General features: G+C 39.0%; 9 protein-coding genes and 7 pseudogenes. 13 read left to right on the top strand and 3 right to left on the bottom strand.

The window, feature by feature from the left end:
* Positions 1-15: 15 nt before the first annotated feature.
* Together terS and AC0DBE_RS08780 are read left to right on the top strand one after the other, a co-directional pair.
* A pseudogene (terS, locus tag AC0DBE_RS08785) lies at positions 16-636 on the top strand (phage terminase small subunit); the annotation flags it as partial.
* A gap of 11 nt (positions 637-647) precedes the next feature.
* Positions 648-1,325, top strand: a pseudogene (locus AC0DBE_RS08780) (peptidoglycan recognition protein family protein); the annotation flags it as partial.
* Positions 1,326-1,362: 37 nt separating this feature from the next.
* Here AC0DBE_RS08780 and AC0DBE_RS08775 read toward each other — a convergent pair.
* Together AC0DBE_RS08775 and AC0DBE_RS08770 are read right to left on the bottom strand one after the other, a co-directional pair.
* A complete protein-coding gene (locus AC0DBE_RS08775) occupies positions 1,363-1,704 on the bottom strand; it encodes a tRNA-Val4 (protein WP_472961832.1) in 342 nt (113 codons plus the stop codon).
* Between the two features lie 6 nt (positions 1,705-1,710).
* Positions 1,711-3,540: a T7SS effector LXG polymorphic toxin gene (locus AC0DBE_RS08770; protein WP_472961830.1), complete on the bottom strand. Its 1,830-nt coding sequence runs from the start codon at positions 3,538-3,540 to the stop codon at positions 1,711-1,713.
* 238 nt (positions 3,541-3,778) lie between these two features.
* Here AC0DBE_RS08770 and AC0DBE_RS08765 point away from each other — a divergent pair, with 238 nt between their 5' ends.
* From AC0DBE_RS08765 to AC0DBE_RS08715, 11 genes and pseudogenes are all read left to right on the top strand, one after another.
* Positions 3,779-4,906 carry a response regulator aspartate phosphatase gene (locus AC0DBE_RS08765; RefSeq protein ID WP_114150680.1) on the top strand — a complete coding sequence of 376 codons (1,128 nt, stop codon included), beginning with the start codon at positions 3,779-3,781 and terminating at the stop codon, positions 4,904-4,906.
* Positions 4,907-5,121: 215 nt separating this feature from the next.
* Positions 5,122-5,214, top strand: a pseudogene (locus AC0DBE_RS08760) (peptidoglycan-binding domain-containing protein); the annotation flags it as partial.
* A 167-nt stretch (positions 5,215-5,381) separates the two neighbouring features.
* Positions 5,382-5,828 (top strand): annotated as a pseudogene (locus AC0DBE_RS08755) (YjdF family protein).
* Positions 5,829-5,944: 116 nt separating this feature from the next.
* Positions 5,945-6,053: pseudogene (locus tag AC0DBE_RS08750) on the top strand (peptidoglycan-binding domain-containing protein); the annotation flags it as partial.
* A 115-nt stretch (positions 6,054-6,168) separates the two neighbouring features.
* Positions 6,169-6,960: pseudogene (locus AC0DBE_RS08745) on the top strand (putative immunity/bacteriocin fusion bifunctional protein).
* A 119-nt stretch (positions 6,961-7,079) separates the two neighbouring features.
* Positions 7,080-7,364, top strand: a complete 285-nt coding sequence (locus AC0DBE_RS08740; protein ID WP_242734965.1) for a hypothetical protein — start codon at positions 7,080-7,082, stop codon at positions 7,362-7,364.
* Positions 7,365-7,869: 505 nt separating this feature from the next.
* Positions 7,870-8,189: pseudogene (locus AC0DBE_RS08735) on the top strand (putative quinol monooxygenase).
* 518 nt (positions 8,190-8,707) lie between these two features.
* Positions 8,708-10,654, top strand: coding sequence for a mannose transport/utilization transcriptional regulator ManR (gene manR / locus AC0DBE_RS08730; RefSeq protein WP_472961828.1), 1,947 nt, complete (start codon positions 8,708-8,710; stop codon positions 10,652-10,654).
* A 150-nt stretch (positions 10,655-10,804) separates the two neighbouring features.
* A complete protein-coding gene (manP, locus tag AC0DBE_RS08725) occupies positions 10,805-12,757 on the top strand; it encodes a PTS mannose transporter subunit IIABC (RefSeq protein ID WP_472961826.1) in 1,953 nt (650 codons plus the stop codon).
* A 15-nt stretch (positions 12,758-12,772) separates the two neighbouring features.
* The gene (gene manA, locus AC0DBE_RS08720; protein WP_072183571.1) at positions 12,773-13,720 is read left to right on the top strand and encodes a mannose-6-phosphate isomerase, class I; all 948 of its coding nucleotides are present in this window, start codon (positions 12,773-12,775) and stop codon (positions 13,718-13,720) included.
* A 471-nt stretch (positions 13,721-14,191) separates the two neighbouring features.
* Positions 14,192-14,476 (top strand): hypothetical protein, encoded by a 285-nt coding sequence (locus AC0DBE_RS08715; RefSeq protein ID WP_072182414.1) that lies wholly within the window; start codon positions 14,192-14,194, stop codon positions 14,474-14,476.
* A gap of 77 nt (positions 14,477-14,553) precedes the next feature.
* On the opposite strand, the gene AC0DBE_RS08710 is transcribed toward AC0DBE_RS08715, so the two are convergent.
* Positions 14,554-15,057 carry a GNAT family N-acetyltransferase gene (locus AC0DBE_RS08710; RefSeq protein ID WP_014113418.1) on the bottom strand — a complete coding sequence of 168 codons (504 nt, stop codon included), beginning with the start codon at positions 15,055-15,057 and terminating at the stop codon, positions 14,554-14,556.
* Between the last annotated feature and the right edge of the window lie 190 nt (positions 15,058-15,247).

Genomic DNA, 15,247 nt, shown 5'->3' with positions numbered 1-15,247 from the left:
CGGCGGTGAATGTAGATGGCCGAAAAGCACATTCAGGCGTATAAGGATTACGTCAAAGGCATGAAATACAAGGACCTTGCCGAAAAATACGGGGTGTCAGTGAACACCATAAAATCGTGGAAGCAGCGGCATGGTTGGGAAAGGAAAAAGGGTGCACCCTCTGAAAAAAGTGTGCACACAAAAAAAGGCGGGCAACCGGGCAACAAAAATGCAGTCGGGAACAACGGGGGCGCACCACAGAGGAATCAAAACGCTGTGACTCACGGCTTTTTCTCTAAATTCCTGCCAGAAGAGACGCTTGAAATCATGGAAGAGATTCAAGAGCGTTCGCCTGCTGATATGATATGGGATCAGATTCAGTATGCGGTTATTCTCCGGGCACAGCGTATCATGTTTGTTCAGGATAAAGACGACATGACTAAGGTTTTGAAAAAAGAGAAGCCGGGTGCATTTGGCGATGAGCAAGAATGGGAGTTCCAATTCGCTTGGGATCGTCATGCTACATTCCTGAATGCTCAATCTCGGGCAATGGGAGAGCTCAGGAGCTTAATTAAACAGTTTGACCAGCTGGCTCATGAAGAGGACGAGCGGCGCCTTAAATTGGAGCAAATACGCTTGAATATCGAGAAAACAAGAACATGATCGGAAATACCAGTTCAACGAGTTTCCACTTTGTTGTTGATGATAAAGAGGTAAGGCAGGGCATCCCAACAGACCGCAATGCATGGCACACGGGAGACGGCAAAAACGGCACGGGGAACCGTAAGTCTATCGGTGTGGAAATCTGCTACAGCAAGTCAGGGGGACCTAAATACAGGGCTGCTGAAAAGTTGGCCATCAAGTTTGTGGCTCAGCTTCTTAAAGAACGCGGATGGGGTATTGATCGTGTGCGGAAGCACCAAGATTGGAGCGGCAAGTATTGCCCGCACCATATTTTAGACGAGGGACGGTGGAATGAAGTTAAAGCGGCGATTGATGCTGAATTAAAAGCACTTGGCGGCAAATCATCCATCAAGAAAACAACTTCATTCAAAACGGTGAAAAAATCAAGCTCAAGCAAAAAGAAATCATCTTTTAATCTGCCTTCCGGCATCTTCAAAGTGAAAAGTCCAATGATGCACAGTGCTGCTGTTGAGCAGATTCAAACAGCGCTGGCCGCATTGCATTTCTATCCGGATAAGAAAGCCAAGAATTTCGGGATCGATAGTTATTATGGACCAAAAACGGCGGATGCGGTCAGACGATTCCAGCTGATGAATGGATTAAAAGCTGACGGCATTTACGGACCAGCTACAAAAGCAAAACTTGAAGCACTATTGAAGTAATAAAAAGGTCCCTTGAATTTCAAGGGACCTAAAAGCCTCAATCAACGCTCTTATACCTTTCCGGGATCTTGTCTCTCCAAACAAGCATAAGGTTTTTAAGTTTTTCTGTTTCCATGGAACTTTTGTCGTTTTCACTTTCTGTATAAAGGTGTTCTACGACTGTTTGATCTTTTTTTATATATGCAATGGTGGTGTTTAATTGAATCTCATATTCTTCAGAAGAGCCATCCAATACTTCTTGAATAATTTTTAAGTATTCATCAGCTTCATCCACCGAAACAATGTCTTCAATGAAATCAGAAAAGTAATCTAGTTCAGTAGGAAGAACTATTCTTAAGTATCCTAAAGGGTCTCTTTTAAATTCAAATGAATATTCCATGATCAATCATTCCTTTGGTTTTTTATATAAAGGATATGCAGTTGCTATTGAGCCATCCTTATTCATGTACATCTCCACATCAATTCCTGATGAAGTTTTGCCGATATACTTATTATCTCGTATTTGTTTTTTGTTTTTGTAAGCTTCGGAAATTGTATTGTAAACTTTTACTCTATCCCATTCTTTTGGAAAGAAAGATGACTTCGCTACTTTTTTTACTCCTTTTACTTCTACCTTAGCTCTATATACCCCGTTTATATCAGGTACTTCTTCTGTTCCTGGAATTATTCTGCTACCACTCATCATACTCTCATGATGATAACCGACAGCTTTGTTTTTTCTGTTAATTTCTCCATGATATACGTGCTTTACTGTTTTTTTAGTAATACCATTTGTGCCTCTATTACCATTTGGATTGACAGATTTAGTGAGAACACTCTCTTTTTTATCTTCCGCAATACTTTTTAGCAGCGGAGTATTTTTCACGTTAATGGTTTTCTCAGCATCTTGAAGGATTCCTTCTAATGCAGGAGTATACCGATTGACAGGAGATTTGACAAACTGTTTTACGGACTGACCACTTTTCTTAATTGTGCCACCAGCTGCTTTCCCAACTTTAGCAAGATCCTTCGAGCCTGTTGAGACAGAGGACTTTCCACCTTTCAACAACAGAAGACTTCCGCCCAAATAAGTAACATAGTGCAGCCGTGTGTATGCATCCCCGTGAATCATTTTTTTATCCCAATCATCCTTCAATGTGTCAACCATACTTTGAAAGGCAGCTTGATAGTCGTATTCCAGAACTGTATCCAACACTTTTTGAGGATCCTTGTTTAAGTTGTCAATTGTCCAACCGATATTCCATCCGAGTTGAATAGCTCCTTCACCGGTATCCTTGGCAAGATCGTATACACCAACAATCGCACCTTTGGCGCCATCACCTATGATTTGCAACACTTCTTTTCCGTTATCTAAGAAAGCTTTACGCTGTTCGAGAAATGAAACAAATTCAAGCTGTTCAGGGGTAAGGTTCTCATAGCCGACCTTCTTGGAAATTTCTAAGTATTCATCCGGGTCCGTAACTCCGTCAGCTAGCTTCTTCTTCAATTCTTTGATTTCTCGTTCTTTCGCTTCGTCTTTCTTGATCTTCAAATAAGCTTCAGTTTGTTTCTCAATATCGCCTTTTTTCTTATGTATATCACTTTCTCGATAAGCTTTGGCATTGTAGTGGATGGGTGTAGCATTTTTGCCTTTACCAGTTGATTCCTCAAGCTTATGGAAGTCCTTCTTGATGAATTGCTCGTTTGGCTCTGACTGGGCGTATTCAGTAACAAGTGCTTCGTCCACGCTTCCTAATTTATCGACTGTTTTTTTGCGTTTGTCCTCTGCATCTGCAAGTTCGTCTTTAAAGTCTTCTGTCGAGAACAAATCAAGCGGAAGAATATCGTCGATATCATTTAAGATATCTTTCATCGCTTTCTTCTGTTCAGACATAATGGATTTTGATTTTTTGTAGGCGTTAGCCAGCTCGTGTTCTAAGAATGATTCTTCTATGTATGCGTCAGACAAGCTGGCGTCCTCTAAAGCGCCTGAAATGCTTGTCAAGAAAGCAATTTTCATATCAAGTAAGTCAATCCAATTGTCAGCTACACCTGCGTGGTCTTGATAAAATGCTTTAATGTTGTCGGCGCCTTTGCCGGAAAACTCACTGTCATCTAAATCAGCTACAGCTTTAAAAGCCTTTTTTAGATTGACCATCTGACTTCTTAATTCCTTGTATTCTTTTGCGCGTTTATCTGCTTCGGAAAGCAACGTTTTAGCTTCAAATACTTTCATGTTCATATCCTTTCATTCATGCGGAATTAGCAACAAAATTTTACCACATGACCTAAGACAAAATTCGAAAGGAACCTCTTTATATGGAAAATGAAACTTTAGGATTAGGTGTAAATACCTAAGTGTGATTTAGGACAACAAAACTTTAGCAACGACAAAACTTTGCGGTTTTTTTGCGGACATACATATTTTTGGAAATGTTAGAATATTACATAAAAGGTGTTTGAGGAGGGGTCTCGTGAATCCAGTTTTACCGTCGTCTAAAGTTGGCGTAAAGATCAATGAATGGTATAAGATGATTCGTCAATTCAGTGTCCCAGATGCAGAAATTTTAAAAGCTGAGGTGGAACAAGAGATCAATCAGATGGAAGAGGATGAATATTTGCTAATTTATTTCTCATTAATGAAATTCCGTCATCAGCTGATGCTAGACTATTTAGAACCAGTAACTACACGCATAAGACCAACTATTGACGAGTTACTCGAAAAAATAGAGGCGTCAAATAAAGGGATATCCGGTTTATTGTCTTACTACTCCCTGTTTTTTCGGGGGATGTATGAATTTGATCAGAAGCAATATGTGAAAGCAATCGCCTATTATAGGGAGGCAGAGAAAGAACTTATCCATGTCCCTGATGAAATCGAAAGAGCAGAGTTTCATTTTAAGTTAGCCGAAGCGTATTATGGAATGAAGCAAAGTCATGTATCTATGCACCACGTTAAACAAGCATTAGACGTTTATAATCAATATGAATTGTATAAGGTACGGAAAGTTCAATGTCTCTTTGTTATTTCAGGGAATTATATTGATTTTAAGCGTTATGAAAAAAGTCAGCCACATCTTGAAAAAGCGTTAGAGTTATCCAGAGAATTAAATAATAAAAGGCTCATTAGTTCCGCACTTTATAACTTAGGTACAAATTTTGCGGACAGAGGGGATTATCAGCAAGCAGAAGTTTTCATGAAGCAAGCTGTGGAGATTACTGAAAAAGAAAAGTTGACGAATTTGCCACATTCTTTATTTTCTTATGCGAAAATCCTTTTCAAACAAGGAAAAATGAACGAAGCTATCCAAGTAAGTAAGAAAGGGTTGTCGGCAGCTATTTATCAAGGAGATGAGCTTTTCGCGAAATTACAGGGTTATTTAAAAGCTCTTTATGTCGATGCAGTGGACCAACAAGGTGTTAATAAAACAATAGAATACTTAGAAAGAAACAAGAACTTTTCGTATGTAGAAGACATTGCCTGTGAGACTGCAGCTGCTTACGCAAGCTCTAAAGAATTTGAAACATCTTATGTTTATCATCAGAAAATGATTGAAACTCAAACACAAATTCAAAGGGGAGAATGCCAGTATGACTTTTAAAAAGAAGGTATGCCTTATCTTGGGGTTGTCATTCGTTTTAGTGTGTGGGTTTGGATCCAGCTTAACAGAAAATCAAACTCAAAATTCATTTCAAATTACATCGGATCGTCTTCAAACATAAGCATCATCAATTCTAGAAAGCCCTTCTAAATTAGAGGGCTTTTATTTATGTGTTAAATAAACAGACAATAACGAATCGAATAAAATAAAGATATTACGGACCGAAAACAGCAAACGCGGTCAAACGGTTCCAGTCAGTAAATGGCCTTACTCCTGAGGGTATTTATGGGCCTGATACCAAAGCATAAAATAAGCGGAGACCCTTTCCTTCAATTTGAAAGTTTGTTAAATTTATAATGAGAATGAAAAAACACAATTCGGTTGGTAGTCCGGATGCATTTTTAAAAATGTCAGTAACCTTCCCCTCCTCGGGATGTCCATCATTCTTCAGTAACTTTTGGAGAAGGGAATCGTTATGAAATTAACGGTTTACTACGATGATCAGTTTTGGGTAGGAGTAATTGAAGTTGTGAATGATGGGAAATTAAGAGCAATTCGTCATTTGTTTGGACAAGGGACAAGAGCCAAAGGATTTAGAAATAATGCATTTTGTTAATAATCAACTTTTACAGACTATCTCCCACACTGAACAAGAAGGGGTTTGTGTTAAAGCAAAATCTAAGAAGTTAAACCCAAAAGATTGCAACGACAAGCTTCTAAAGAGATGAAAAATATCGGGATATCAACTAAGGCACAAAAAGCGATAAAACAGGAGCTTGAAACAAGAAAAGAAAAGAAAAAACAACTCAATAGAAAACAAAAAGAAAAAATAAAGGAACAAAAATATTTAATCAGAAAACAAAAAGCTAAAGAAAAGCATAGGGGCAAATATTTGGAGAACCCTATGAAGCCTTCTGATTAAAAAGTTGAGCGATATCAGTTTGTTTCTTCGGACTGATTTAAAGAAAAAGAATTAGAAGTCAGAGCCCTTCTCGAGATGAGGAGGGTTTTTCTGCAATTTATTTAAATTCACCTTCATCAATAAATGCGGTCAAACGATTCCAGTCAGTTAATGCTCTAATTCCTGACGGCATTTACGGATCTAAGACCTAAGACTAAAGCGAAAATTGAAGAGAAATTGAAGTGAAAATAGAGCCCTCTCATATAAAAGAGGGCTTTTATGTGAATAATTATAGAATTATCTGTTTTTTGTTGATTTCTGTATGGGAATAAGTTACATTTTTTATAGATCGACCTAAAGTATGGAAAAAAACAGGAGGTATTTGATGGGGAAGAAAGGATTTTTTTCACTGTTAATGGCTTTTACACTTTCATTAGTAACCATTTTTTCTTTTAATACTAGTGTTAAAGCTAATTCGAATGTTTTCGGGAAAGCAAAAACAAATTGTGAGTCATGTCAATCAGGGGTGCCTTAGTCATCAGGCTCAAAAGAAGATCAACAAAAAGCAAAAGAAATTGTTTATGCTTCAAAGGAATTCAAACAAAACAAGTTGGTAAAAAAGCCTGAAAAAAGTCTTTTCGGACTATCAAATGAACAAGATGAAGAGATTGTAAACGTAAAAGAAGGGATGGCTGTTGTAACAATTCCTGTTGAGGATATGGAATCAGGTCTAACCTCAGCACAATATTTTGTTGATCTAAATACCGAACAAATTTTTGATACAATTGAAACCTATATCACTTTTGATGAATCAACAAAACTTCTTAATTTGCAAATAAAACAATCTGGTGAAATTACGGAAGATGTTAAACTAACTGAAGGTGGAAAAGTCAAACTAAATGACGGAACTGAAGTTAGTGTAGAAGATTACTTGAAGGGTTCAGAGTCAGCTGAAGAAACAAAAGCATCGACAATGATGAGCTGCAAATCAGCAGTATCATGGTTATATGATATTGCGAATGGTGGATCTTGTGCTCTTTCGTGCTTGCGGGTTGCAGCCATCAATCTTGCAATTGGGATTGGATGCGGAGCAGTTTGTGTTATAATCAAGAACAATTCAAAAAGCAAAGCAATAAAATTAATTTGCGGATAAATAGGGAGAGAGGGGAGAAAATACCCCTCTTTTTTATAATTATAATGATGCATTGAAAATATCTAGGTGCATATTATGATATTTAGGAAATATTGTTATAAGGTGGTTGCGAATTACTCATGAACAGTATTCACAAAGAAACTGAAAAGAGTAATGCATCTAGGGATTGGTTAATTTATATCACAGTATCTATTGTATTTTTAATAGCAGTGTCGGTATTTAGTCTTTTTGAGCCTGAATTTGATTTTAGCATTATGGCTCTTCGATTGTTTGATGCTTTAATCAGTTGTATTTTAATTGTAAACGGACTTTATTTTATGCAGAGAAACAAAGGAATTGCATATGTCTCTTTCCTTTTAGGAATAGTAAATCTAGGGATATTAGCTACTCTTTTGTTTCGTTAATTAAAGGGGATAGAGGAGCCCAACTCACATGAGGTGGGCTTTATATAATCCATATTTTCTTTTCTTTATCCCAAGAAAGCGCAACTTTTCGAATCAAATTTTTTGTAGCCTCACGTATTTCCTGTTCGCTTTTCCCGGTCTTTCTTTTAGTTCTGGCAAAGTCGGGTTCTTTCCATCAGTCAATAGCAGTCTATTAAGATCGTAAGAGAGAGCAGGTGTAATACCTGCTCTTTTTTAGGAAACCTATTGACTATCGTAAATATTTAGTGTGGCAAGAGGAGAAATTTCACAATTTTTGAATAAGAGGGGATGCTTAATACTGTTGAAATTGTTTTGTAAGTATTTAATTCGGTAGGAAGTTGTGAGTATTTCCAGGCGCCCACAACCAAATCTTTAACGCTAAATATCGTACCGTCAATCGCATCATTAACTCCATCATTAAACCCCATCAATCAATTACTGTCTTAATTTCGTAGTTGTTTTTATTTTTCAAGAAAATGTTATAATGAAAAGCCATAAAATGATATGAAGAGGAGAATTTCGATGCATTACATAACGGCATGCTTAAAAATCATCAGTGATAAAGACCTTAATGAAATAATGAAGGAATTCAAAAAACTTGAGGAAGAAACGAACAAAGAAGAAGGGTGTATCAAATTCCATGCTTATCCGCTTGAGCCATCAGAACGTAAAATAATGCTTTGGGAGATTTGGGAAAACGAAGAAGCTGTGAAAACCCATTTCACGAAAAAACACACAATAGACGTTCAACAACAAGAATTAACGGAAGTAGAATGGTTAATGAAAAGCAATGTGAATGATTAAAAGGCTTCTTAAAAAGAGAGATAAAGTTGGCAGTTTGTTGTCCAACTCTATCAACAATCATCATTTTCATTCAGAAGTCATCAGATGTACAATTCAATAGCCTTGAAGTTATAGGGCTGGTCAGAATCGAATATACTTGTTCAAAAGGCATCAACTATCTTGACAGGGGAGAGGTCGCTAGTTCGAGCCCAGTCGGAATCATACACGGCGGTTAGAGGCGTTATCACGTTTCTAGCCGTTTTTTTGCGTTGACTTAGTCGTATTAAGGCGGAGAATAGCGGTGGACCATTACCGTGTCTGAGCGTTTCTTATTCTATTAAATGGGAATGGGAAGCGGGTAACTTACTTGATCATAGAACACTCTAATAACATAAAAAAACCTTTTTTCCGGAACCTTCGGTAAAAAACGAAACTTTTGAATCTATGATTTTACGTTATAATGTAAACGGTTACATTTATAGTATACTTATACTATCTATTTGTTCAAGTGGATATTGACAGGAAGGATAGAAAAACAGATGAAATACATGAATACAAGGCAAAAAGAGATTTTGTATCTGTTGTTATCTGAACCTGATGACTATTTAGTTGTGCAAGATTTCGCAGACAGGGTACAGTGTTCTGAAAAAACGATCAGGAATGATTTGAAAGCGATCGAGGATTACCTCAATGAACATTCTCATGCTCAGCTCATTCGGAAACCAGGGTTAGGCGTCTTTTTACATATAGATGAACAGGATAGGACCTGGTTAAGCCAACAATTACATACAGAACATTTTTATTCTAGGCAGCGAACCGATGAGGAAAGAATGTTGCAAATTGCTTATGACTTATTAATGAATCTAAAGCCTGTTTCTGCAAAAGAAATTGCCGCTCAGCATTTTGTCAATCGATCTTCCATTAAAAAGGATTTATGTGCGGTAGAGGAGTGGCTGAAGCGATTTGACCTCACGCTGGTTTCGAGGCAGCGGCTTGGTTTGAAGGTTGATGGGAACGAAAAAAATAAAAGAAAAGCATTGGCAAGAATATCTGATTTGATTGATAACACGGAGTTTACTAGCCAATTTATTAAAAGTAAGTTCTTAAGTCACGAAGTAGATTTTGTAGCGAAAGAAATCAAATCATTACAAAAAGAGCATTCGCTTTATTTCACAGATGAGACGTTTGAGAGTTTGCTGTTGCATACATTGTTCATGATCCGCCGAATCAAAATGAAGCAGCCGATCTCGATATCTCCAAGAGAACTGGCAGCAGTAAAAAAGAAGAAAGAATATCAATGGACATTTGCTTGTTTACAACGGCTTGAACCGGTTTTTGCAATCCGCTTTCCTGAAGAAGAGGCCGTGTATTTGACATTACATATATTGGGCGGGAAAGTTCGATATCCATTACAGAAAGAAGAAAACCTTGAAAATGCAGTACTTCCAAAGGTTGTAAGGCATTTAATCAACCGTGTTTCAGAGCTGAAAATGCTGGATTTTCATAAAGATCAGGATTTGATCAACGGATTGAATATTCATCTCAATACAGTGTTACAGCGGCTGAGCTACGATCTTTCTGTATCAAATCCTATGCTTAATGACATCAAAAAGATGTACCCTTATTTGTTTCATCTGATCATTGACGTTCTGGAAGACATCAATCAAACGTTTGATCTTCATATCCCTGAGGAAGAGGCAGCATATTTAACGCTGCATTTTCAGGCAGCAATCGAACGGCTGCATCACAGCAGTGATACACATAAAAAGGCGATCATCGTTTGTCACATGGGTATTGGGATGTCACAATTGCTGCGGACAAAAATTGAACGGAAATGTCATCAAATCGCTGTAATGGCCTGTATCGCAAAAGCCGATTTAAAGGACTTCATAAAACAGCATGAGGATATCGATCTTGTCATTTCAACCATAGCTCTGGAAAATATAACGATCCCATATATTGTTGTATCTCCGCTTTTGGAGCCTTCAGATGAGAAGGAATTACTTGCATTTGTGCATCAGCTTGATAAACCACAGCGCCAAAAACAAAAAACCTTTCAGATGCTGAACAATACGACTCCTTTTTTGGTTTTTTTACAGCAAGAGGCAGAGCACCGCTATAAGGTAATTGAACAGCTGGCGACAGCTTTGTTTGAGAAAGGCTATGTTGAAAAGGAATACGCGGTTCATGCGGTGATGAGGGAAAAAATGGCGGCGACAAACATTGGGGCAGGCATAGCCATTCCTCATGCGAACGCTAAATATATCAAACAATCAGCAATCGCAATTGCCACATTAAAAGAGCCGCTTGATTGGGGAAATGAGAAAGTATCGCTTGTTTTTATGCTGGCTGTCAAACATGAGGATCAAAATATGACAAAGCAGCTGTTTCGTGAGCTTTCATACCTGAGTGAGCAGCCGGCCTTCGTGCAGAAGCTGACGAAAGAAACAAACGTCATGACATTTTTATCTTATTTGGATTATTAAAAGCAGGGAGGCATTCCTTGCTTTTTTTGTTTATAAGGAAAAATGCCGTTATTTCCGGAACTTATGGTAAAAAAAAGCGATTTTAACGGCATGATTTCGGTATACAGTTGAGACAAGATCTTGTTATTCACACTTTAAAGGAGGTTTCGTATGAAACTGTTAGCGATTACATCTTGTCCGAACGGAATTGCCCATACGTATATGGCAGCGGAAAATCTGCAAAAAGCAGCTGACAGATTAGGCGTTAGCATCAAGGTTGAGACCCAGGGCGGAGTCGGGGTAGAAAATGAGCTAACCGCAGAGGAAATTCGGGAAGCGGACGCGATCATTATTGCGGCAGACCGCTCGGTAAACAAAGATCGATTTATAGGCAAAAAACTGCTGTCTGTCGGGGTTCAGGACGGCATCCGCAAACCGGAAGAATTGATTCAAAAAGCACTTAGCGGGGATATACCGGTCTATCGTTCCGCTTCAAAATCGGAATCCGGTAATCATCAGGAGAAGAAACAAAATCCGATTTACCGTCATTTAATGAACGGCGTTTCATTTATGGTTCCTTTTATTGTTGTCGGCGGATTATTGATAGCGGTTGCATTAACGCTTGGGGGTGAGAAAACACCTAAAGGCTTAGTTATTCCGGATGATTCCTTCTGGAAAACGATTGAACAGATCGGCAGTGCTTCATTTTCATTTATGATTCCGATTTTAGCCGGCTATATCGCCTATAGCATCGCTGATAAGCCGGGGCTTGTGCCGGGGATGATCGGCGGATATATTGCAGCGACTGGAAGTTTTTATGACAGCGCAAGCGGCGCCGGTTTCCTCGGTGGAATCGTTGCCGGATTTTTGGCTGGCTATGCTGCACTTGGGATAAAAAAATTAAAAGTGCCAAAAGCAATCCAACCGATCATGCCAATTATTATCATTCCGGTGTTTGCATCACTGATTGTAGGTTTAGCGTTTGTGTTTTTGATCGGCGCACCTGTAGCTCAAATTTTCACATCTTTAACGGTTTGGCTGGCGGGGATGAAAGGATCGAGCTCGATCCTTCTGGCACTGATTTTAGGCGCGATGATCTCATTTGATATGGGCGGTCCCGTAAACAAGGTGGCATTTCTGTTTGGCTCGGCCATGATTGGAGAAGGAAATTATGAAATTATGGGGCCAATTGCCGTCTCCATTTGTATTCCGCCGATTGGCCTTGGAATTGCAGCGTTTTTTGGAAAAAGAAAATTTGAGGCGTCGCAAAGAGAAATGGGGAAAGCGGCATTTACGATGGGGCTCTTTGGCATCACTGAAGGAGCCATTCCATTTGCGGCACAGGATCCTCTTCGAGTCATTCCCAGTATTATGGCAGGTTCTATGACGGGTTCTGTGATAGCGATGATTGGCAATGTGGGAGACAGAGTAGCGCACGGCGGGCCTATCGTTGCAGTGCTTGGTGCAGTTGATCATGTCTTGATGTTTTTTATTGCTGTATTGGCGGGATCTCTTGTCACTGCTCTGTTCGTCAACGTACTAAAAAAGGATATTACGGCGGCGTCCCCTGTGCTCAGCGAAGCGGCACCCCCAAGTGAAGCTGCTGCAGCAAAAGAAATACCGCAGCCGATTCAAGCCGAAAGCCAAAAAGCTGAGATGACGGAAATCAAAAAACTGACAGACATCATCATGCCCGAGCTGATTGAACCACATTTATCAGGGGAAACCAGGGATGACATTATTGATGAAATGATTCAAACATTGTCCCGCAATGGTATGCTGCTGTCCGAGAGCGGGTTTAAACAAGCCATTTTGAATCGTGAACAACAGGGAACAACGGCGATTGGCATGAATATCGCAATTCCGCACGGGAAATCTGAGGCGGTCAGGAAGCCGAGTGTTGCCTTTGGAATCAAACGATCAGGTGTTGACTGGAACAGCCTAGATGGATCAGATGCAAAATTAATATTTATGATTGCTGTACCGAAAGAGAGCGGAGGGAACCAGCATTTGAAAATATTGCAGATGTTATCCCGAAAACTAATGGATGATAGCTATAGGAAGCAGCTGCTCTCCGTGCAAACAAAAGAAGAAGTATACAAGCTACTGGATGAAATCGTGTAATGCGGGGGGATTTTCATGACGGCTGAACCGTTATTTTTCAAGCCTGTTTTCAAAGAGAGGATTTGGGGCGGCACCGCTTTATCTGCTTTCGGCTATAACATTCCGTCAGAACGAACAGGGGAGTGCTGGGCTTTTGCTGCTCATCAAAATGGACAAAGCGTTGTTCAAAACGGAATGTATAAAGGGTTTACGCTCTGCGAATTATGGGAGCAACACAGATATTTATTCGGACATCTTGAAGGGGACCGTTTCCCTCTTCTTACAAAAATGTTAGATGCAGACCAAGATTTATCCGTTCAGGTGCATCCGAATGATGAGTTCGCCAAAATACATGAAAACGGGGAACTCGGAAAAACCGAATGCTGGTACATCATTGATTGCGAAAAAGATGCTGAGATCATTTACGGACACAACGCAAAAACAAAGGAAGAACTGATCTCGATGATTGAACTTGGAGAATGGGACGAACTTTTGCGCCGGGTAAAGGTAAAGCCGGGGGATTTCTTCTATGTGCCAAGCGGTACCGTTCATGCGATTGGAAAAGGCATTCTCGTTTTAGAGACGCAGCAGAATTCAGATACAACCTACAGATTATATGATTATGAACGAAAAGATGCAGAAGGTAAGCTGCGCGAGCTTCATCTGGAGAAGAGCATAGAAGTGATAGAGGTTCCATCTATCCTAGATCGGCAAACAGTTCATCATGAACAAATAGAGGAGTTATTTACAACAACATTGATTGAATGCGCTTACTTTTCGGTAAAAAAGTGGAATTTGTCAGGATCAGCAAGCCTACAACAACAAAAACCATTCCTTCTTATCAGTGTTATTGAAGGGGAAGGCCGAATGATATCCAGTGGGTATGTCAATACCTTCAAAAAAGGAGATCATATGTTGCTGCCCTACGGTTTTGGAGAATTTAAACTGGAGGGACAGGCAGAGTGCATTGTCTCTCATCTATAATTGTTTAATGTAGCAGACTAAAGTGTTGCTGAATGTGGAAAAACCCTTCTTAAATTGGAGGGTTTTTATGTCCTTTATTTTAGTCCCACCCGCATTCACGATTTAAAGCCTGACGTTCTTTAAGTTCGTGGTTTTACATTATTTTGTTTAACTTTGTTAATTAAACCTTGAATCGGCTGTAACACATTTTTTCTGCTGTTATTTTTTCTTAAAACAATTGCAGCTATACTAGCTCCTCAACCTAAAAGAGACACCCACATCATCCCTCTGTTTCGGCGGTTATTCACCGGAAATGATTCATTTTAGAGCAAGTTTCTATCATAATTTTTGTTTCGATACTTAGTTTTCGAGGAATTGATATGCTGGAATGATAAAGATGGAATTCAAGAAAGAATATATAAGAATGCAACGAATTAAAGTAAACATGCTGGACAAACTTATAGGGATTAAAAAGAAGAAAGGAGGATGGAAATGAAAAAATGGCTGCAAATCGTTAGTGTGTTGTTTCTATCGAGTTTTGTATTAATGGGCTGTAATAATGGTCAAGATAATAATGATAATAATAACAATGCTCCGGATGTTGAGGAGAACGATCAAGATAATAACGGCAACAACCAAGATACTGACAATAACAACGCTCCAGGTGTCGATGAGGATGATACCATCAATAAAGATGATGAAAAAGATAATGATCCTGATCCTGAAGATCCAGTTGAGGATCCTGAAGATACCGATAAAGATAGAAAAGACGAGTAAGGAAACTGTACAAATATTGTTTGAAGAAAAACCCGCTCTCAGTTTAGAGGGAGGGTTTATCTCTTTGTTTTATTGTTTTACATGGTAACGTATCTCCAATGCATAAAATCTTCTGACTTATGCTCCAATTCAAACCCTAAGGTCTCTAAAATATGTTGTGAACCAAAATTGTTATGTTCACATCTAGCTGTGATATGGTTCACCGTATCTTGGCTTAAGGCCCAGTTTATTATTTTTTGGGCAGCCTCAACACAATACCCTTTGCGGCGTTGGCTTTTATTTGTTGCAAAGCCGATTTCAATCATGCCATTCGTATCCGGGTCACCTAAAAATCCGGTTCCTCCTACAATTTCATGATTGTCCTTCTTTACAATAATCCATGAATCAAATCCTTTTGTTCCATTGTTTTTAACTAATTTCTCGCGGAAATAAGGGATGGCTTCAAAAAAATCAGGATTTGGCCATTCACCATTTGTTTCATAACCTAGGTCTTTAATGGCCTGATGATCTCGTTTAGATGCAGCGTTAAGAAGGGGAATATCAATCGTTTTTAAAAGCAGCCGATTTGTTTCAAGAACCATATATCTAATCCTCTTTTCTTTTAACTGGTAATCATGATAACATATTGAAATATTTATCGGTGCAAAAATTCTTGGACATGAAGAACATGAGCTGAATTTGAAATGAATTGTTTTATTGAAACCAAATTTCTACGGGCACCAACTTCCTTTCGCACTGTCTTGACGGGGAAAGATCGGAAGTGTCATAAAT

This window comes from Bacillus sp. VA15, from assembly GCF_055721145.1.
Note: the sequence above shows the minus strand (reverse complement) of the source record. Positions and strands in the feature narration are given on the sequence as shown.

Excerpts from the sequence above, each read along its gene's own strand:
- AC0DBE_RS08775 (WP_472961832.1), bottom strand. The coding sequence starts at position 1,704 with ATGGAATATTCATTTGAATTTAAAAGAGACCCTTTAGGATACTTAAGA.
- AC0DBE_RS08770 (WP_472961830.1), bottom strand. The coding sequence starts at position 3,540 with ATGAAAGTATTTGAAGCTAAAACGTTGCTTTCCGAAGCAGATAAACGC.
- AC0DBE_RS08740 (WP_242734965.1), top strand. The coding sequence starts at position 7,080 with ATGAACAGTATTCACAAAGAAACTGAAAAGAGTAATGCATCTAGGGAT.
- manR (WP_472961828.1), top strand. The coding sequence starts at position 8,708 with ATGAAATACATGAATACAAGGCAAAAAGAGATTTTGTATCTGTTGTTA.
- manP (WP_472961826.1), top strand. The coding sequence starts at position 10,805 with ATGAAACTGTTAGCGATTACATCTTGTCCGAACGGAATTGCCCATACG.
- manA (WP_072183571.1), top strand. The coding sequence starts at position 12,773 with ATGACGGCTGAACCGTTATTTTTCAAGCCTGTTTTCAAAGAGAGGATT.
- AC0DBE_RS08715 (WP_072182414.1), top strand. The coding sequence starts at position 14,192 with ATGAAAAAATGGCTGCAAATCGTTAGTGTGTTGTTTCTATCGAGTTTT.
- AC0DBE_RS08710 (WP_014113418.1), bottom strand. The coding sequence starts at position 15,057 with ATGGTTCTTGAAACAAATCGGCTGCTTTTAAAAACGATTGATATTCCC.